This window comes from Rhodospirillaceae bacterium, from assembly GCA_018662005.1.
Classification (GTDB): domain Bacteria; phylum Pseudomonadota; class Alphaproteobacteria; order Rhodospirillales; family JABHCV01; genus JACNJU01.
In genome coordinates, this window is the sequence record JABJHA010000014.1 from 21,732 (window position 1) to 39,215 (window position 17,484).

17 protein-coding genes are annotated in these 17,484 nt (G+C 54.8%); 4 read left to right on the plus strand and 13 right to left on the minus strand.

Going from position 1 to position 17,484, the window contains the following annotated elements; all coding sequences use genetic code 11:
* The first annotated feature begins 151 nt into the window (after positions 1 to 151).
* Positions 152 to 916 (plus strand): MOSC domain-containing protein, encoded by a 765-nt coding sequence (locus HOL66_07095; protein ID MBT5243993.1) that lies wholly within the window; start codon positions 152 to 154, stop codon positions 914 to 916.
* Here the strand turns inward: HOL66_07095 and HOL66_07100 are convergent.
* The 10 genes from HOL66_07100 to HOL66_07145 form a co-directional block, all read right to left on the minus strand.
* Positions 913 to 1,470, minus strand: coding sequence for a DUF4167 domain-containing protein (locus HOL66_07100; protein ID MBT5243994.1), 558 nt, complete (start codon positions 1,468 to 1,470; stop codon positions 913 to 915). The genes HOL66_07095 and HOL66_07100 overlap by 4 nt on opposite strands.
* A 287-nt stretch (positions 1,471 to 1,757) precedes the next feature.
* The gene (gene prmC, locus HOL66_07105) at positions 1,758 to 2,609 is read right to left on the minus strand and encodes a peptide chain release factor N(5)-glutamine methyltransferase (protein ID MBT5243995.1); all 852 of its coding nucleotides are present in this window, start codon (positions 2,607 to 2,609) and stop codon (positions 1,758 to 1,760) included.
* Positions 2,606 to 3,679 carry a peptide chain release factor 1 gene (prfA, locus tag HOL66_07110; GenBank protein MBT5243996.1) on the minus strand — a complete coding sequence of 358 codons (1,074 nt, stop codon included), beginning with the start codon at positions 3,677 to 3,679 and terminating at the stop codon, positions 2,606 to 2,608. Before prfA ends, prmC begins: the two co-directional genes overlap by 4 nt.
* 13 nt (positions 3,680 to 3,692) lie before the next feature.
* Entirely contained in the window at positions 3,693 to 4,994 is a 1,302-nt protein-coding gene (locus HOL66_07115; GenBank protein ID MBT5243997.1) for a glutamyl-tRNA reductase, read from the minus strand.
* A 7-nt stretch (positions 4,995 to 5,001) separates the two neighbouring features.
* Complete coding sequence (locus HOL66_07120) at positions 5,002 to 6,246, minus strand: histidine--tRNA ligase (GenBank protein MBT5243998.1); 1,245 nt, start codon at positions 6,244 to 6,246, stop codon at positions 5,002 to 5,004.
* Positions 6,247 to 6,263: 17 nt separating this feature from the next.
* Positions 6,264 to 7,496 carry a flavodoxin-dependent (E)-4-hydroxy-3-methylbut-2-enyl-diphosphate synthase gene (gene ispG / locus HOL66_07125; GenBank protein ID MBT5243999.1) on the minus strand — a complete coding sequence of 411 codons (1,233 nt, stop codon included), beginning with the start codon at positions 7,494 to 7,496 and terminating at the stop codon, positions 6,264 to 6,266.
* A gap of 20 nt (positions 7,497 to 7,516) precedes the next feature.
* Positions 7,517 to 8,905 carry a DUF4115 domain-containing protein gene (locus tag HOL66_07130; GenBank protein MBT5244000.1) on the minus strand — a complete coding sequence of 463 codons (1,389 nt, stop codon included), beginning with the start codon at positions 8,903 to 8,905 and terminating at the stop codon, positions 7,517 to 7,519.
* A 166-nt stretch (positions 8,906 to 9,071) separates the two neighbouring features.
* The gene (gene ptsP, locus HOL66_07135) at positions 9,072 to 11,345 is read right to left on the minus strand and encodes a phosphoenolpyruvate--protein phosphotransferase (GenBank protein ID MBT5244001.1); all 2,274 of its coding nucleotides are present in this window, start codon (positions 11,343 to 11,345) and stop codon (positions 9,072 to 9,074) included.
* Between the two features lie 75 nt (positions 11,346 to 11,420).
* Complete coding sequence (locus HOL66_07140; protein ID MBT5244002.1) at positions 11,421 to 12,446, minus strand: 2-nitropropane dioxygenase; 1,026 nt, start codon at positions 12,444 to 12,446, stop codon at positions 11,421 to 11,423.
* A gap of 4 nt (positions 12,447 to 12,450) precedes the next feature.
* Positions 12,451 to 13,671, minus strand: a complete 1,221-nt coding sequence (locus tag HOL66_07145) for an aspartate kinase (protein MBT5244003.1) — start codon at positions 13,669 to 13,671, stop codon at positions 12,451 to 12,453.
* Between the two features lie 137 nt (positions 13,672 to 13,808).
* Here HOL66_07145 and ubiG point away from each other — a divergent pair, with 137 nt between their 5' ends.
* Together ubiG and HOL66_07155 are read left to right on the plus strand one after the other, a co-directional pair.
* Positions 13,809 to 14,558, plus strand: a complete 750-nt coding sequence (gene ubiG / locus HOL66_07150) for a bifunctional 2-polyprenyl-6-hydroxyphenol methylase/3-demethylubiquinol 3-O-methyltransferase UbiG (GenBank protein ID MBT5244004.1) — start codon at positions 13,809 to 13,811, stop codon at positions 14,556 to 14,558.
* Positions 14,559 to 14,586: 28 nt separating this feature from the next.
* Positions 14,587 to 15,075 carry a hypothetical protein gene (locus HOL66_07155; protein ID MBT5244005.1) on the plus strand — a complete coding sequence of 163 codons (489 nt, stop codon included), beginning with the start codon at positions 14,587 to 14,589 and terminating at the stop codon, positions 15,073 to 15,075.
* Between the two features lie 17 nt (positions 15,076 to 15,092).
* Here the strand turns inward: HOL66_07155 and HOL66_07160 are convergent, their stop codons facing one another.
* Positions 15,093 to 15,533 (minus strand): DUF1178 family protein, encoded by a 441-nt coding sequence (locus HOL66_07160; GenBank protein MBT5244006.1) that lies wholly within the window; start codon positions 15,531 to 15,533, stop codon positions 15,093 to 15,095.
* Positions 15,534 to 15,613: 80 nt separating this feature from the next.
* On the opposite strand from HOL66_07160, the gene HOL66_07165 reads away from it, so the two are divergent.
* A complete protein-coding gene (locus HOL66_07165; GenBank protein ID MBT5244007.1) occupies positions 15,614 to 16,252 on the plus strand; it encodes a class I SAM-dependent methyltransferase in 639 nt (212 codons plus the stop codon).
* On the opposite strand, the gene HOL66_07170 is transcribed toward HOL66_07165, so the two are convergent.
* The gene (locus tag HOL66_07170) at positions 16,249 to 17,082 is read right to left on the minus strand and encodes a carbon-nitrogen hydrolase family protein (GenBank protein ID MBT5244008.1); all 834 of its coding nucleotides are present in this window, start codon (positions 17,080 to 17,082) and stop codon (positions 16,249 to 16,251) included. The genes HOL66_07165 and HOL66_07170 overlap by 4 nt on opposite strands.
* On the minus strand, positions 17,079 to 17,342 hold the full coding sequence (gene grxC, locus HOL66_07175; protein ID MBT5244009.1) for a glutaredoxin 3: 264 nt from the start codon (positions 17,340 to 17,342) through the stop codon (positions 17,079 to 17,081). The genes HOL66_07170 and grxC overlap by 4 nt, the downstream gene beginning before the upstream one ends.
* Positions 17,343 to 17,484: the final 142 nt, after the last annotated feature.

The following is a 17,484-nucleotide window of genomic DNA, read 5'->3' on the forward strand; positions in this document are numbered from 1 at the left end:
AAACCTTTCTAATTGATAATGCCGGAACATCATATTGTCATTGGTTAAGATTAATATGGACTAAATACCCGCCATCGCAAGGGTAGCCGTGATTGCTTTAAGAATATTCAACTTGATTGACAATTCAATAGGTTACGCGGATTGTTGATCAATGATCGCAAAAATTTCCAGTATCTGGCGCTTCCCTGTTAAAGGCCTTAGCCCGGAAAGATTAAACAAAACCCAGGTCGAGGCGGCAAATGCCATACCAGGAGACCGGCGCTTTGCACTGGCCCTGTCGTCAACCCTGTTCGATAGCGCAACACCACACTGGCTGCCAAAAAACAGTTTCCTGATGCTCATGAAAAATGAAAAACTGGCCGCACTGGAAACAATTTTTGACGAAGCAGATAATGACCTGAGAATTCTGCGCGGCGGCAAACAGGTCGCCCGCGGCAAGCTGACGGACCCTGTCGGTCGGGCCATGGTCGAGGATTTCTTTTCTGCCTATATGAAAGAAGAGGCGCACGGCAAACCGCGGCTGGTTGAAGCCAAGGGCGAGACCGCCTTTAGCGATCAGAAACGAAAAATGATTTCGATCATCAATCTGGCCTCGGTCCGTGACCTGGAAAGAGTTCTCGGTAAACCAATAGAGCCAACCCGGTTTCGCGCCAATATCATGATTGACGGTATTGAGGCGTGGTCGGAATTCAACTGGATCGGCAAAAACGTCACCTGCGGCAGCGCCGGATTGATCGTCGAAGAACGGACAGGCAGGTGTCCTGCCATCAACGTCAATCCGATGAGCGGCGAGCGCGATGAAAACCTCGTTAAAACCCTTCACGAGGGTTTCGGTCATACGGATATGGGAATTTTTGCGAAAGTGACGGAGGCCGGCACCTTCGCTGTCGATGATACACTCAACGTTACTGATTAAGCAGCAGGTTCAGCAGCTTCAGCTTTGCGCGGGCGGCCACGACGACGTGGTTTTTCTTCGGCAACCTCTTCCACACTTTCCACCATTTCGGTAGACGTCAGCTCGGCGACGGGAGGAACAGGTTCTGGCGGCGTTACATCCGCGACTTCGGCGACTTCGACAACCTGGGTCAATTCAGCCACAGGCTCTGATGGTGTCACATTGGCATCCACAGGCTTGACTTGATTTTCGGACTGCTGTCTTGGTTTATTTTGATGACGCGGCTTGTGGTCTTGCTGATTTGCGTTCTGTCCCCCATCGTCGCCCTGCTCAGGATTAAGAACCCGGAAATAATGCTCAGCATGTTGATGGAAACCCTCTGCGGCTATCCTGTCCCCGGCGACTGCGGCATCGCGAGCAAGCGCCAGATACTTATCAAGGACCTGCTGAGCCGAACCGCGAATTTTGGTATCAGAACCGCCGCCATCATAATTCCTACCCCGGGAATTTTGATTGGAATTACGCTTGCCGTTATTACGACCGCGCCCGCGACGAGAATTTGTCGTTTGTTTCATGGAACCTGTATCTCTATTGACAGTTTGGCGATCAACGACAGCCAACTGCGATCATTAATGTATTGTCTGAGTAAATTCCACCAACGTGCACGGCATTTCGTTTCCGCAAGCCCGCACCACCAATATCCATCTCGAAAATAACTAACGGATCGGCTGTAACGTGGGGAATGGGACCTTTCAAGACGCCCCAAGCGTCCGGTCCCCGTGGTCAACTCCTGACCACCTTCAGTTAAGAAACTAGTCTGGATGACCCCATATTCCAACAGTTAATTTAAAAAATCGAAGATTTATAATTTTGCCCTTACGCAACGCCCGATACCGGCAAGATCAGGAGAAATGTCGAGACTGTGCATTCCCGTCCCGCGCAACATTTGAGCAACGGCTTCGGCTTGACCGGCCCCTACTTCAAAAAACACCCAACCCCCTTCCTTAAGAAGGCCGGGTAACAAAGCGACTAGAGTGGAATATTCCGACAGGCCGTCACGCCCGGCAAACAAAGCGCCACCGGGTTCGTACTGACTGACTTCCGGCTGCAATGAATCCCTGTCGCCCACCGGTATGTATGGAGGATTGCAGAGAACGATATGGAAGTCGGTAAAGTCACCCGTGCCATCGTTCCAATCGGCGAGGATAAAATCTGCCCGACCCGCAAATTGGAGATTTTCTGAATTGGCGCGAGCAACCTGCAATGCCTGCTCACTGATATCGGTTCCAATACCCCTGGCGTTTTCATATTCATGCAACAAAGACAAAAGCAGGCAGCCCGAGCCGGTGCCAAGATCAAGAATTTTTACCGGTGCCGTCTTATCGGGGAAAGTTCCAAGAACCGCCTCTATCAGTGTTTCAGAATCCGGCCTGGGGATCAGGGTCGCGGGGCTAACGGCGAAACGAAGACTCCAGAATTCTTTTTCGCCGGTGATCAGGGCCAACGGTTCGCGGGCTACCCGCCGGGCTACCAGATCGCGCAGATGGTCGCGTTCATCAGCTTCAAGCTCAACTTCTGGAAACCCGAAGATGTGCTCAGGCGCACGATTAAGGGCGAAAGCCGCAAGCAGACGGGCATCGAGGCGTGGATCGTCGACACCGGCTCTGGTAAGGGCCCCAACGGCTTCCTCAAGCGCCTCACCCGTGGTTGTCACGAAATTTCTGCCAATCTGCTCGCCTGATCTTCTGACGTCAGGGCGTCAATGGCTTCATCCAGTTCACCGTCCATGATGCGATCAAGTTTGTGCAAGGTCAGATTGATACGGTGATCGGTGACCCGCCCTTGGGGAAAGTTATAGGTCCGGATACGTTCGGAACGGTCACCCGATCCAACCTGACTCTTACGCTCAGCCGCCCGTTCTGCATCGACCAATTGACGCTCATGATCATAAAGCCTGGAACGCAACACCCGCATCGCCTTGGCTTTGTTTTTATGCTGCGATTTTTCATCCTGCTGGATAACAACCAGACCCGTCGGTAGATGCGTAATGCGGATGGCGCTGTCCGTGGTATTGACCGACTGCCCACCCGGACCACTGGCCCGGAAAATATCAATGCGCAAATCTTTATCTTCGATCTGGACGTCCACATCTTCGGCTTCGGGCATCACCGCGACGGTCGCAGCCGATGTGTGAATACGCCCCCCCGATTCTGTCGCTGGAACACGCTGAACGCGGTGAACGCCTGATTCGAATTTCAATTTGGCAAACACACCACGACCGGTGACGGAAGCCACGGCTTCCTTGCAGCCGCCGATCCCTGTTTCGCTCATGGCCATAATTTCAAATTTCCAGCCCTGGGTTTCGCTATAGCGCTGATACATGCGAAACAGGTCAGCGGCAAACAGCGCCGCTTCTTCGCCACCGGTACCGGCGCGAACTTCAAGGATCGCATTCTTGGCGTCGGCTTCGTCCTTGGGCAGCAAATGGATCTGAATATTTTTTTCCAGGGCCGGTATTGTTTCCTTTAATTCCTGAAATTCCATTTCCGCCATTTCGCGCATTTCAGGGTCGGTTTCCGGATCGGCCAGCATGGTCGCAAGATCGGCAGCTTCCCCCTGCGCCGAATCCAGATTGGCGATGGCCTCAACGATAGGGGTCAGTTCCGCATATTCTTTGGACATGTCGACAAAATCGGACGAAGAAGCAACATCGGGGGCTAACATCAATTCCCTCAACTCTTCATGACGAGCAACAACTTTTTGCAAACTCTCGTTCAGACTCACTTTACGCTAACTCCTAAATTTCTTCATCGTCATCAAGGCTGAACAGCCGGTCGATAATCTCTTCAATTTCCTGCAATGAGGCGGAATCTGGTCCATCCCCCGCTACTTGACGCAATTGTTCAGAGGGACCGTGCAGCAACCGGTTTATCAATAACCGGGTCGCCTTTTCTGCGTCTCCACCACCATCTGCAAGGGCCTGTTCGCGCATCCCCTCGAAGTGGGAACGCAGTTTGCTTAACGCCGGAACTGCTGTTCGTTCGGCGTGACCCCGCACGAAGACATCAACATCAGCATCGATGATGTCCCACGCCGCACCGGATTCATTTTCGCGCCCGGCCCTGCCTTCCATTGCAACGCGTTCAAGGTCATCCAGACTGTAAAGGAAAGCGTCTTCAATGCGCTCGACCTGGGGGTCGATATCACCTGGAATGGCCGTATCAATCAGAAAGATCGGTTTGTGACGGCGTGCTGATATGGCGTTATCGACCATTTCAGCCGTGATCGCCTGGCGTCGCCGCCCCAGCGCCGTCAGCACAATATCAGCCTCGGCCAAAAGCGTCGCAAGATCTTCAAACAGGCTGGTGTGGCAATCCAGACGCTGAGCTGCTTCCTCAGCACGGCGCTGCGTTGGATGGGTGGCGACAAGTTTGCTCAAGCCCACCGCCATCATATCGGTTGCGATAAGCTCGCCCATTTCACCGCCGCCAACCAACACCACCGTGCATTTATCAAGATCGCCATGCAGATCACCGGCAAGCTGTGTCGCCGCCGCCGCAATCGAAACCGGCCGCTCGCCTATAGCTGTTTCGTTACGCACTTTTTTGGCTGTGCTGTATGCCGCCTGCAGGATTGATTCAAGACCGCCTGAGGCCATCCCGACCTTCTTGGCGATACGATGGGCCGCCTTGACCTGTCCCAGCACCTGCGGCTCGCCAATAATCAGGCTGTCGAGAGATGAGGTCACGGCAAAGATTTGCCGTACCGCATCCTGATCCCAGTGAACATAGGTCTGTCCGTCCATTTCCGACGGGCCCAGTTCGCCGTGTTCGGCCAGAATTTCGATGATCAGGCGGGCTGTTTGTTCTTCACTAATAACCGGGGCTTTGCAAAACGCCTGGACCTCGACCCGGTCACACGTCGAGAGCACCAGGGCTTGTTCGATCCCGGCATTTTTCAGACGCTCAAGTATAAAGGGCGCAGCCGTGTCTTCGACAAACAGCCGGTCACGCATAATCATCGAACTGGAACGATGATTGGCGCCAACAACGAGCGCACGACCATCCAGCAAAAGAGGTGGGGTTGGGTTATCTGTCATGGCGTCGCTAACGATAGCCGGCCAGGTGGTCCTCCAACGAAGCCAGAGGCACCTCTACCTGATCACCTGTTTCCATATTTCGGACGGTGGCGACGTCCTTGGCCAGTTCGTCTTCGCCCAAAATAACACAGGCCGCCGCACCCACGCTATTTGCCCGCTTCATGCGTTTTTTCATATTTCCTGAATAACCCAGTTCGATGCTGAAGCCACCCTGGCGCAAACGTTGGGTCAGGCCCAGGGCCTTGATCTCGGCTTCTGCGCCAAGGGGAACCATAGCGATGGGACGGGCGCGGCCTTCCGGATCATCAATCATCATGGCCAGACGTTCGACACCGGCAGCCCAGCCAACACCCGGCGTTGGCGGTCCACCCATCTGCTTGATCAGGCCGTCATAACGCCCCCCCGCAACCAGCGCGCCCTGGGCACCCAGTTCGGTGGTGGTGAATTCAAAAGCCGTATGACAATAATAATCCAGGCCACGAACCAGCCTGGGGTTTAGGGTGTATTCAACCCGGGCCACATCGAGGCCCTGCTTGACTGTCTCGAAAAAATCACGGGAATAATCATTAAAGCTGTCGCTGATCAACGGCGCATTTTCGATAATCGCCCGATCACCCTGATCCTTTGAGTCGAGGATACGCAAGGGGTTGCGCTCAAGGCGGTCACGGCTGTCTTCGGAAAGTTCATCAAAATGACTGCGAAAGTAATCGACAAGCATGTCTCGATAAGCGGTACGGCTTTCGGTATCGCCAAGGGAATTCAGTTCAAGCAGCGTTTTATCCCTGACCCCGAGGGCTTCAAGATAGTGAGAACCCAGGGCGATAATTTCGATATCGGCCAGCGGCCCTTCAACGCCGAGAATTTCCGCGCCGGTTTGATGAAACTGACGCAGGCGGCCTTTCTGGGGGCGCTCATAGCGGAACATGGATCCCTGATAGGTAAATTTCAGAGGCAGTGACTGGGCCAACCCGCCGGAGATAAAGGCGCGCGCCACACCGGCCGTGTTTTCAGGCCGCAGGGTCAGCGAATCTCCACCCTTGTCTTCAAAGGTGTACATTTCCTTGGTCACAATGTCGGAGGTGTCGCCGAGGGTGCGGGCGAAAACTTCCGTACGTTCAAAAATCGGCGTCTCGATTTCATCAAAACCGTAGCGACCGGAAATGTCGCGCACGGTATCGATGACCTTACGATGGCGTAAGCTGTCTTCAGCTAACAGATCGTGGGTGCCGCGAACCGGCTGCAACGTCGACATCTTATTCTCGAAACTCCTTAACTTTTGGGCTTGTAGCGGCTTGTTATGTAATCGTCGATGATTTTCTTGAAATCTTCGGCTATGGCAGGGCCACGCAGGGTCATTTCCTTTTTGCCGTCAATAAATACAGGGGCCGCAGGCTCCTCACCCGTTCCTGGCAGACTGATACCAATATCGGCATGTTTGCTTTCCCCCGGGCCGTTCACGATACAGCCCATTACGGCAAGGTTCAAATCTTCAACGCCACTATACGCCTTTCGCCACTCGGGCATGGAAGTCCGAACATGGTCCTGAATTTGTTGAGTCAGTTCCTGAAATACCGTGCTGGTGGTGCGACCGCAGCCGGGGCACGCAATAACCATGGGTGAAAAGGAGCGCAATCCCATGGTTTGAAGCATTTCCTGTGCGACGATGACCTCCTGTGTGCGCTCACCGCCCGGTTCAGGGGTCAGGGATACGCGAATGGTATCGCCGATCCCATTTTGCAGCAAAATACCCATGGCGGCGCTTGAGGCAACGATGCCCTTGGAGCCCATGCCCGCTTCCGTCAAACCCAAATGCAGGGCGTAGTCGCAGCGCCCGGCCAACTCGGTATACACGGCGATCAAGTCCTGTACGCCGCTGACCTTGCACGACAAAATAATTTTATCAGCCCCCATGCCCAATGTTCCGGCACGTTCAGCACTATCAAGGGCGGAGCGGACAAGCGCTTCGCGGGTTACCAGGGCAGCCTCCAGCGGTTGCGTCCGCTTGCTGTTTTCATCCATCAGGGCGACGACCAGATCCTGATCCAGACTGCCCCAGTTGACGCCGATGCGGATCGGTCGGTCATATGTCAGGGCTGTTTCGATCATTGATGAGAACTGGCTGTCTTTTTTCCCTTTGAACCCGACATTTCCCGGGTTGATACGGTACTTGGACAAGGCTTCCGCGCAACCCGGATTGTCATCCAGCAAGGTGTGGCCGATGTAGTGAAAATCGCCAATCAACGGTACTGAGACGCCCCGTGCATCAAGCTTGTCGCGAATATGGGGAACAGCCTTGGCGGCTTCGTCGCGGTCTACGGTAAGACGCACCAATTCCGATCCGGCTTCGGCCAATGCCGCGATCTGGCTAACCGTAGCGTCTATATCGGCAGTGTCCGTGTTGGTCATCGACTGGACGATGATGGGGGCCTCGCCACCGACAGTAAGAGAACCAATTGGTACCGCAACGCTGGCGCGTCTGGACGGTTGGAGAACGTTAGACACCTGTTAAATCCCTGTAACCACTAATTTGCGGCGGAACCCTGGCGCAATAAATCCGGGTCCAGGGTCACATTACGCCGAACTTTACCGGCTTCGCCCAAATCCGGCACCTTTTCACCATCTACATAAATTTCCAATGCGCCGGCATTGCCCGTTAACAGGACCAGGCCCTGTTGATCAGGCACCCGGTAGCTGTCACCAGCCCTGAGCAAACGGGTCAACAACAGGCGATTGGCATTATTATCGCGAACCTGAATCCAGCTGTTCTTATGGGCCTTGACGAGAATCCGGGAATTGCCGTTCTCTTCGCCGTAGACCTGGGCATCTGGCGTCGTTGGTGTCTGGGTTGGTGCACTGGCGGTTTCTGTTACCGCAGGTGTTGGTTCCGGATCAGGTTCAGGCTCAGGCTCTGCAGCCGTTTCTTCCTCTACCGCCTCGGTACTGGGTTCGGGGGTTGCTTCGGCGACAGCCTGAACGACCTCAGTTGCTTCCGTCGTTTCAAGAACGACAGCCTGAACTGTTTCACCGGAAGTGGGCTCTGTCGGCGCCGATCTAACCACCGTCTCAACGTTCTCAAAGTCAGTCTCGACTTCAGCAACAGCCGCTTGTTGAACCTCTTCAACCTCCTCAACAACCTGAACAGATTGTTCGGTTTCTTCGCTTACATCGCTTGCTTCAGTTGCTTCAGTTGCTTCAGTTGCTTCAGTTGCTTCAGTTGTTTCGCTTGTTTCGCTTGCTTCGCTTGCTTCAGTTGCGGGTTCGGAAACGGGTTCAGGTTGTGCTTCCTCAACCGGTGTACTCGAAACCTCGGCAATTTCAGGAGCTTCTTTATCGGTTTCCTCGGGTGGTTGTTCGGCAGCCTCGGCAGGTTCTTCCGTCTGGGCCACTTCAGGGACAGGTTCGACGGGTTCAACCTTTATTTCTGGCTCTTCTGCCTGTTTTTGTTCGCTTAAGCGGTCGGGAACCTGCGTCACCAGACCGGCCAGGAAGCCATCTTTGGCCGTGCTCACATACCAAACGCCGTAGGTCAAAAGGGCGATGACAACACCAACGAAGACAATGGCGCCGCCGGGAATGCTCGATTCAGGGATCGGCACCGGGAATACAAGTTTGGTGTCTCCCGCCTCGCCGGTACTTTCAACCTTGTAGCGGCGAACCACCTCATCACTGTCGAGGCCCATATAGTCGGCGTAGGAACGAATAAACCCAATCGCATAGGCAGGGCCCGGTAATTCCTCGTAACGACTGGCCTCAATGGCTTCAAGGTAAATAAAGCGGATATGAAGGGTTTCAGCGACGTAACGCAGATCATCGCCCAGCCTGAGCCGTGATGCCTTCAAAAGAGCGCCAACACCGCCAATGTTATCTCTGTCGTCTTCCTGAGTTTCGTTGTTAGGTTCCGTAGAGGCCATTTCCAATTCCCAAAGAAAGCCTGTAATGGGCTTTCCTGAATTCTTGCGATGCTGGAAACGAAAAAGGATTGTGGATGCCCAGCCTTGATTATCCGTCCAACCGATGCCGTAAATGAAAGCGGCGGAATTAAACGTATTCTGACGAAATATTGAGAATTTTCAAGCGCTAAACAGTAATGCCATGATCCTTGGCAAAGGCGCGAAGATTGCCGCGAAGACTGTGTTGGGACAAGTTGTACAGGGTATCCATGTATTGCGATAGGGGCTCCACCTCCAGGCTTCGGATCATCGCCTTAACCGGCCCAATGGCGTTTGGCTGCATGGAAATATTGCGAAACCCGATACCGATTAACGCCATGGCATCAAGGGGGCTGGCCGCCATTTCCCCACACAGGCTTAAAGGCACCTGGGCTTCATTGCAGCGGAAAACCACGTCTTGCAACAGCGACATCACCGGTGGGGAAAGCATGTCGTAACGTTCAGACAGGCGGGAATTACCCCGATCGGCGGCAAACAGAAACTGGTATAAATCGTTGCTGCCAACCGAAATAAAGTCGACTCGTTCCAGCAAAGACGGCAACTGGAATAAAAGCGAGGGCACTTCCAGCATCACCCCGGCACTGATCGAGGTCGGCATCTCGGCGCCATGTTCTTTTTCGCGTTCCAGTTCAAGATCGAGCAGGGCCCGTGCCTGATCAAATTCGGGTACTTCGGCAATCATCGGGAACATCACCGACAGATCCCTTCCACTTGCTGCCTGAATAAGCGCGCGCAACTGCTGGCGTAGCAACATAGGCCGATCAAAAGAAATCCGAATGGCCCGCCAACCCATGGCTGGGTTTTCTTCGTCCTGGGCATCCCAATAGGGTAGTATTTTATCGCCCCCCACATCCAGGGTGCGGAAGACAACCGGTTTACCATCGGTTTGTTCAAGCACCTTGGCGTAAATATTGCGCTGATCGTCAACGCCGGGAAAATCCGATCTGACCATGAACGGCACTTCCGTGCGGTAAAGCCCGACCCCGTCAGCCCCCATGTCATGCAGATGCGGTAAATCAATCAGAAGCCCGGCATTGATGTTCAGGTTGATGCGCACCCCATCGCGGGTAACACTTTCCAGGTCACGTAGCTGAGCATAGGACGCCTTGCGTTCAGCCCGTACCCGGGCGCTGTTTTTAAAGCGCTGGCGCACTTCTTCGCCGGGGCGAACAAAAACCTGGGCATTGGTGCCATCGACGATAACCGGTTCGCCGGTTTCGATCATATCGAGGACACCGCGCGCCTGACCGACGACCGGAATATCAAGGGCGCGGGCGACAATCGACACATGGGCCGTCGCAGAACCTTCCTCGAGCACCAGTCCATCCAGCTTTGATCTGTCATAGTCGAGCAGTTGCGCCGGTCCCATATTACGGGCGATCAGGATAACGCTGTCGGCATTCTTCACAGTTTCATCATCAGGCATGGCCCCATTGCTGCCATTTGCGCCGACTAAATGCTGGAGCAGACGGGTCCCCAGGTCTTCCAGATCATGGACCCTTTCACGCAAATAAGGATCGGTAACCTGGTTCATTTTGGCGCGGATGTCGTTGTGGACTTTCTGAACCGCCGCCTCCGCCGTCAGACCACTTGAAACAGCCTCATCAATACGGGCGAACCAACCGGCGTCCTCGGCAATCATCCGGTAAGATTCAAGAATTTCACGGTGTTCCCCCGCACCTGCCAGATCGGAATGCTCCATCATGTCATCCAGGGCGCCATGCATTTCCGAAACGGCATTGCGCAGGCGTTGATGTTCATGGTCGACATCTTCGGCGACCATTTGACTGATATGAAACTGCGGCTCGTGCAAGACGGCGACACCAACGCCAAGACCGGGGTTCAGGGTGATGCCCTCAAGACGCAGTGGCAACAAGGCATTACCATCGGCAGGCATTAACTCATCGCGACTGATCAGGTCACCGCCACCAACCAGTTCGGCCAGCACCATCGCGACGGTTTGCAGGATTTCGACTTCCTCGTCACTGTAATTACGGCGGGTCCGGTTCTGTACAGCAATGACACCAACAACCCGGCCACCACGTAAAATCGGCACACCCATTAGGGAATGGTACAGTTCCTCGCCAGTTTCCGGGCGGAAAACAAAGTCAGAATGGGTTTGGGCATCGGCAAGGGCAAACGGGCGGGCCTGAGCGGCGATCAGACCGATCAGGCCCTCACCGACGCGAAGCCGGGTGTTATGCACAGCAGAGGCATTGAGGCCCTTGGTGCCGAACAGTTCCAGCACTTCACCGGCGCGCATGACGTAAACCGAACACACCTCGGCGACCATGTCCGCGGCGATAATCAGGACAATTTCATCGAGTTGTTGCTGCGCCGCACCCGAACCGGCCATGACATCGCGCACCCGCGACAGCAAGCGGCGCGACACTGGCGACATCTGGGAACCTGGGTTTTGTGGTGTTGTCATAACAAAGAGATAAGGCAGCAACCTTTAAACTTCAAAGGGATGCCCTTATTTGCTTTCCCTTGCTTCCAGGCAATGAACGGCTTGCGCGACCAAGTCCTGAATAATTTGCCGGGTCGATTGTTCTTCCGAAACCATGCCGACGCTTTGACCCGCCATCATGGAGCCGTTTTCAACATCGCCGTCAATGGCGGCGCGTTTAAGGGCACCGGCCCAGAAATGCTCAATTTCCAACTGCGCATCTTTCAATTCAACCTCGCCCTTCTCAACCCGCGCGGCAGCTTCACGCTGGGCTTCGTTGAAACGCTTGGTGCCTTCGTTGATCAGGGCACGAACCGGGATCACAGGGAATTTTGGATCGACCTGAACGGTGGTCAGCGCGTCACGGGCGTTGGCGCGGATAAAGGCTTTCTTGAAATCCGCATGGGCAACACACTCTTCAGCACAAACGAAGCGGGTGCCCAACTGGCATCCGGAAGCGCCCATTTCAAGATAAGAGACAATAGCCTCGCCGCGGCCGATACCACCGGCGATAAAGACCGGAACATCGGCAATATGGGGAAGGATTTCCTGGGCCAGAACACTTGTTGCAACGGGGCCGATATGGCCACCGGCCTCTGCACCTTCAATAACCAGTGCGTCAGCGCCGTTTCTTATCAACCTTTTGGCAATCGCCAGGGCCGGGGCAAAGCAAATGACCTTGATACCCGCTTCCTTCAACTTGGCAATGGACGCGGCAGCAGGCAAACCACCGGCCAGCACGACATGAGAAACGCCCCCCTCGATACAAACATCAATAAGCCCATCAAGTTCAGGATGCATGGTGATCAGGTTGACGCCAAAAGGCTTGTCAGTCATTTCCTGTGTCGCCGCAATTTCCGGGCCCAGCAAGTCAGGAGTCATGGCGCCACAAGCAATAACGCCAAAACCACCAGCGTTGGAAATCGCCGAAACCAGATTACGTTCTGACAACCACGACATGGCGCCGCCCATAATGGCATGGGGGCAGCCAAGAAATTCCGTTCCGCGCGCCCACAGGGCTTTAAGCTTTTGATCGGGGGTTTTCACTGACATCAGATTACTCGGCATCCAGGCCATAAACCGTATGCAGAGCACGAACGGCGCGTTCGGTGAACTCTTCGGCGATCAGGACACTGACCTTGATTTCCGATGTCGAAATGACCTGAATGTTGATGCCTTCATCGGCCAGCGACTTGAACATGCGCTGGGCAACACCGGCGTGAGAGCGCATGCCGACACCGATCACCGAAACCTTGACCACATCAGAATCACTGGCCAGATCCTGATAACCCAGGTCGTCTTTATTTTGCTTTATTATGTCGACGGCGCGTTCAAGATCGCTGCGGGTGACGGTAAAGGTCAAGTCCGTCGCCTTGCCATCGTCCGATACGTTCTGGACGATCATATCCACGTTGACGCTCGCGTCAGCCAGGGGGCCAAAAATGCGGGCGGCAACGCCGGGACGATCGGCGACTTTGACGAGGGTGATCTTGGCCTCGTCACGAGAGTAGGCAATTCCGCTGACTAATTCATGTTCCACGACTTCATCCTCATCAACGACAAGTGTTCCGGGTTTATTGGTAAACGATGACAGCACCTGCAGGCGCACGGCATGTTTCATCGCCATTTCGACGGCACGGGTTTGCAGCACTTTGGCCCCGACCGATGCCATCTCCAACATTTCTTCGTAAGTGATTTTATCCAGTTTGTGGGCCTTGGCGACAATTCTGGGATCTGCTGTATAGATGCCTTCAACATCGGTGTAGATATCGCAGCGGTCAGCCTCAAGTGCTGCGGCCAGACCAACGGCGGAGGTATCGGAGCCGCCGCGTCCCAGTGTCGAAATGCGGCCATCAGGGGCGACGCCCTGAAAACCGGGGACAATGACAACCTCACCCTGTTTCATACAGGCAATCAGATCACCGCCTTCAATCGATGATATGCGCGCCTTGGCGTGGGCGCTATCGGTATGGACGGGGATTTGCCAACCCTGCCACGAACGGGCCTTAACACCCAGTTCCTGCAAGGCAAGCGCCAGCAAGCCCGAGGTTACCTGCTCGCCCGATGAAACCACCACGTCGTATTCACGGGCGTCATAAAGGGGGGATATTTCCTCAACATAGCCAACCAGACGGTTGGTCACCCCCGACATTGCCGAGACCACCACCGCGATTTCATTACCGGCGGAGGCTTCGGCTTTGACGCGTACGGCAACCGCCTTGATACGATCAAGGTCGCCGACAGATGTACCACCAAATTTTAAAACCAGACGCGCCATATCAACCTTCAAAATTAACCGCCGAAACGCCGCCGAAAATCTGCTAAAATGATCAAGGGACTTGCCCAGAGGCGACGGGCGCGTATACATACTCTAAATCGCCAAATTGAAGCAACCCTGCCACGTAACAAGTGACTATGGAAACTGACAGCAAATCAACGACCGCATCGCCCGAGGAAGTCGCACGTTTTACCGCCATGGCTGAAACCTGGTGGGATGCAAACGGCAAGTTTAGGCCCCTGCACCAGATCAACCCGGTGAGGATTGCCTATATCCGCGATTTTGTTTGCGCCCATTTCAACCGTGACCCCATGGAAAAAGAGCCGTTTAAGGGGCTGGAACTAATCGATATTGGCTGCGGTGGCGGTCTGCTTTGCGAACCCATGGCCCGGTTGGGTGCCAACGTCAGCGGCATTGACGCCGGCGACAAAAACATCGCCATTGCCAGCCTCCATGCGCAGCAAGGCGATCTGGACATCAATTACCGTCAGCAATTGCCCGAAGAGCTTGTAAAATCCGGGAAAACCTTTGATGTGGTTCTCAACATGGAAGTTATCGAGCACGTCGCCGACGTCGATGCTTTCCTCGCGGCAAGCGCCGCCCTGGTCAAGCCGGGCGGGGTGATGGTGCTATCAACCCTGAACCGAACCCTGAAAGCCTTTGCACTGGCCAAGGTCGGTGCTGAATACATTATGCGCTGGCTACCCACAGGCACCCACGACTGGCGCAAGTTTGTGAAGCCGTCAGAACTGGCCCGGGGTCTCAAGACCAACGGTGTCGAGGTCAGTGATATTCAAGGTATGGTTTACAGCCCGTTTCAGGACACTTGGTCCTTGTCCAAAGACCTGGATGTCAATTATCTGGTTAGTGCCGCGAAGCGCTTATGATCACATATTGCGCACTGGCAGAAATTTCATGAGCCGCCTCGATAGCGTTATTCGCCGCCTCACCGCCCAACGCATTTGCCTGGGTCATGTCGCCGATTTGATCGCCTCTGTTCCCGGCCCGGTGCTTGAGCTTGGGCTGGGCAACGGGCGGACCTATGACCATCTGCGCGAGATTCTGCCAGAGCGTGAAATATTCGCCTTCGATGCCCAGGTTACGGCGCATCCAAAAAGCACGCCCGACGACGACCATTTAATACTCGGTGATTTTTCCAGCACGCTTCCCAACGCATTAAGTTTTATGGGAGCCCCGGCAGCCCTTGCCCATGCCGACTTTGGCTCCACCGGCGATGAGGCCGTCAACAAGGCGACATCGGCCTTCCTGTCACAGGTCTTGCAGAAACTGATGGCCCCGGGTGGAGTGATCGTCTCTGACCAGGTGCTTGAACTGGATGGCTGGTCAATCCAGCCTCTGCCCGAAGGGGTTCTCGAAGACCGCTACTTCATCCTTCGCGCCTGAAAATTCGCAATAAGGTATTAGTCGTTGCGGCGCGGGCGGCGCGGGCGAAAGGGCAGGCGGGAGAATTCTATGCCTTCTTCGTCAAGTTCTTCGGCTTCCTGGTCGGTGGTGGTGCCGTAGATGTCGCGTTCCTCGGCATCGCCGTAATGAATGGCGCGTGCCTCATCGGCGAATTCTTCACCGACGAATTCACTGTTTTCTTCGATCACATCGCGCAATTTACCGGCCGCATTGAGAATTTGCTCGGCCACTTCCCTGGCCCGCTTTTCGGGATCATTTCCGGAAGGTTTATCAGTAGTCGAGATATTGGGCGCCATCAGTGCCTTGGTAATTTCGATATCGCCGCACACCGGGCAATCCACATCACCACGCTTGCACTGCTCGTCAAACGAAGCACTGGAACGAAACCAGGCCTCGAATTCATGCTTGCGTGAGCATTTAAGCTGAAAGTGAATCATTTATCTTGCCGCCCATAAAAGGATATTGTTCGGGAACCATAGTACCCTCAACAAGACAATAGAGGAAGACCACTTAACAAATGGCAAATAATTCTGATCCCTCTGGCCCACCGCGCCACCTGCGCATAACCGACCCGTCGCCCTGGGTTGTCCGCTTTGCACCGCTTATCAAGGTCGGCGGCACCGCCCTCGACCTGGCCTGCGGCGGTGGTCGTCATACACGACACCTGCTGGGCCTTGGCCATAAAGTGGTGGCCCTTGATCGTTCGACCGAAGCACTGGAGGATCTGGCTGGAAATCCGGATTGTCAGATTATCAACGCTGACCTTGAACAGGATGCCCCGGTTTTCCAGAAGCCCGGAGAGTTAGCCGGGCGCACGTTTGATGGCGTTATTGTCGTCAATTACTTGTACCGACCGTTGCTGGCATCTCTGCTTGAGGCATTGGCCCCCGGTGGGGTCCTGATATACGAAACCTTCGCCCGTGGAAATGAACGCTTCACCCGTCCACGCAATCCCGATCATCTTTTGAAAAGTGGTGAATTGCTGGCGTTGACCGAAGGTGCTCTTCAGGTCGTCGCTTATGAGCACGGCATTGTCGAAAAGGGGCCGTTGCCAGGGGTCATCCAGCGGTTGTGCGCGGTCAAGGCCTGTGGGCCAAGCCACCGTGATGATGCAGAACCCGAACCCCTGCGCGTGCATCCTGAAACTGCCGACTAACTTTTGCTTACAGAAACATCCCGGTCATGGGTAAGAGCCGGGATTTTACTGCGCGCCTCATCCACCCTGGCAAGATCAATGTCGGCGATAATAAAGCCCGTTTCCTCGCCACCATCGGCCAGTACCTGCCCCCAAGGATCGATAATCAGCGAATGGCCAAAGGTCTTCCGCTCGCCGGGATGATCCCCGCATTGCGCCGGGGCGATAATGTAGCAGCCTGTCTCGATGGCGCGGGCCCTAAGCAAGACATGCCAATGGGCTTCGCCGCTGACCCGGGTAAAGGCGGAAGGTACCGAAATCATCGCCGCACCGGCCTGGGCCAGGGCGCGGTACAAATAGGCAAAGCGCAAATCGTAACAAATCGTCATGCCGAGCGGCGCCCAGGGCGTTTCGGCCAGGACAGACTCCCCACCGGCATTATAATGATTGGATTCCCGGTGGGTTTCAGCGCCGCCCAAATTAACGTCAAACATGTGGACTTTGTCATAACGGGCGCGCACGGCCCCGTCCGCGTCAAGAAGCAACGAGCGATTGGCCATCTTTTCGCTGCCGGGCACATCGACCAGTATTGATCCAATCAGCACCCAGGCTCCGGTTTCACGGGCCAGATCGGCAAAGGCCAACAATGCCTGATTGCCTTCTTCGGGCTGGATGTTGGCTTTTAGAAAGGCCCGGTCCGGGGCCATGATATTAACGGTTTCAGGCAGCGCGATCAGATCGGCACCGGCGGCGCTGGCTTGTCGGGCAAGGTCGATCGCGGTAGCCAGATTGGCGGTCACGTCGGAACCTGAATTGGTTTGAATACAGGCGACCTTGAATGGGTTGCTCACGAAGCAATGCCGAGCATTGGATCGAGTTCGTCATCAAGATCCAGTTCGATCAGATCGTCACTGCCGCCGACGCATTTACCGTCGATAAAAACCTGCGGCACCGAGGTCTTGCCACCGGCGCGCTCGGTCATCTCCGTGCGTTTTGCCCGGTCAAAAGTAACATCGTACTCGACAAACTTGACGCCCTTATTGCCCAGCAGGTGCTTGGCGCGGTGCGAGTAACCGCAAAGAGCGGACGTATAAATTTCAACTTCGGCCACGTTTCTTAATCTCCGTCATACTATCTGGTCAATTTGTTAAACCCTTATATATGACATCTCCCGCCCAATACAAGGTCGCCATAAAGACCGCTGTAACCCTTGCCCGCCAAGGACTACGCCGACTACGCCAACAGCAAACCTA

Excerpts from the sequence above, each read along its gene's own strand:
- HOL66_07095 (MBT5243993.1), top strand. The coding sequence starts at position 152 with ATGATCGCAAAAATTTCCAGTATCTGGCGCTTCCCTGTTAAAGGCCTT.
- HOL66_07100 (MBT5243994.1), bottom strand. The coding sequence starts at position 1,470 with ATGAAACAAACGACAAATTCTCGTCGCGGGCGCGGTCGTAATAACGGC.
- HOL66_07115 (MBT5243997.1), bottom strand. The coding sequence starts at position 4,994 with ATGACAGATAACCCAACCCCACCTCTTTTGCTGGATGGTCGTGCGCTC.
- HOL66_07120 (MBT5243998.1), bottom strand. The coding sequence starts at position 6,246 with ATGTCGACGTTGCAGCCGGTTCGCGGCACCCACGATCTGTTAGCTGAA.
- HOL66_07130 (MBT5244000.1), bottom strand. The coding sequence starts at position 8,905 with ATGGCCTCTACGGAACCTAACAACGAAACTCAGGAAGACGACAGAGAT.
- ptsP (MBT5244001.1), bottom strand. The coding sequence starts at position 11,345 with ATGTCGCCAGTGTCGCGCCGCTTGCTGTCGCGGGTGCGCGATGTCATG.
- HOL66_07140 (MBT5244002.1), bottom strand. The coding sequence starts at position 12,446 with ATGTCAGTGAAAACCCCCGATCAAAAGCTTAAAGCCCTGTGGGCGCGC.
- HOL66_07145 (MBT5244003.1), bottom strand. The coding sequence starts at position 13,671 with ATGGCGCGTCTGGTTTTAAAATTTGGTGGTACATCTGTCGGCGACCTT.
- ubiG (MBT5244004.1), top strand. The coding sequence starts at position 13,809 with ATGGAAACTGACAGCAAATCAACGACCGCATCGCCCGAGGAAGTCGCA.
- HOL66_07155 (MBT5244005.1), top strand. The coding sequence starts at position 14,587 with ATGAGCCGCCTCGATAGCGTTATTCGCCGCCTCACCGCCCAACGCATT.
- HOL66_07160 (MBT5244006.1), bottom strand. The coding sequence starts at position 15,533 with ATGATTCACTTTCAGCTTAAATGCTCACGCAAGCATGAATTCGAGGCC.
- HOL66_07165 (MBT5244007.1), top strand. The coding sequence starts at position 15,614 with ATGGCAAATAATTCTGATCCCTCTGGCCCACCGCGCCACCTGCGCATA.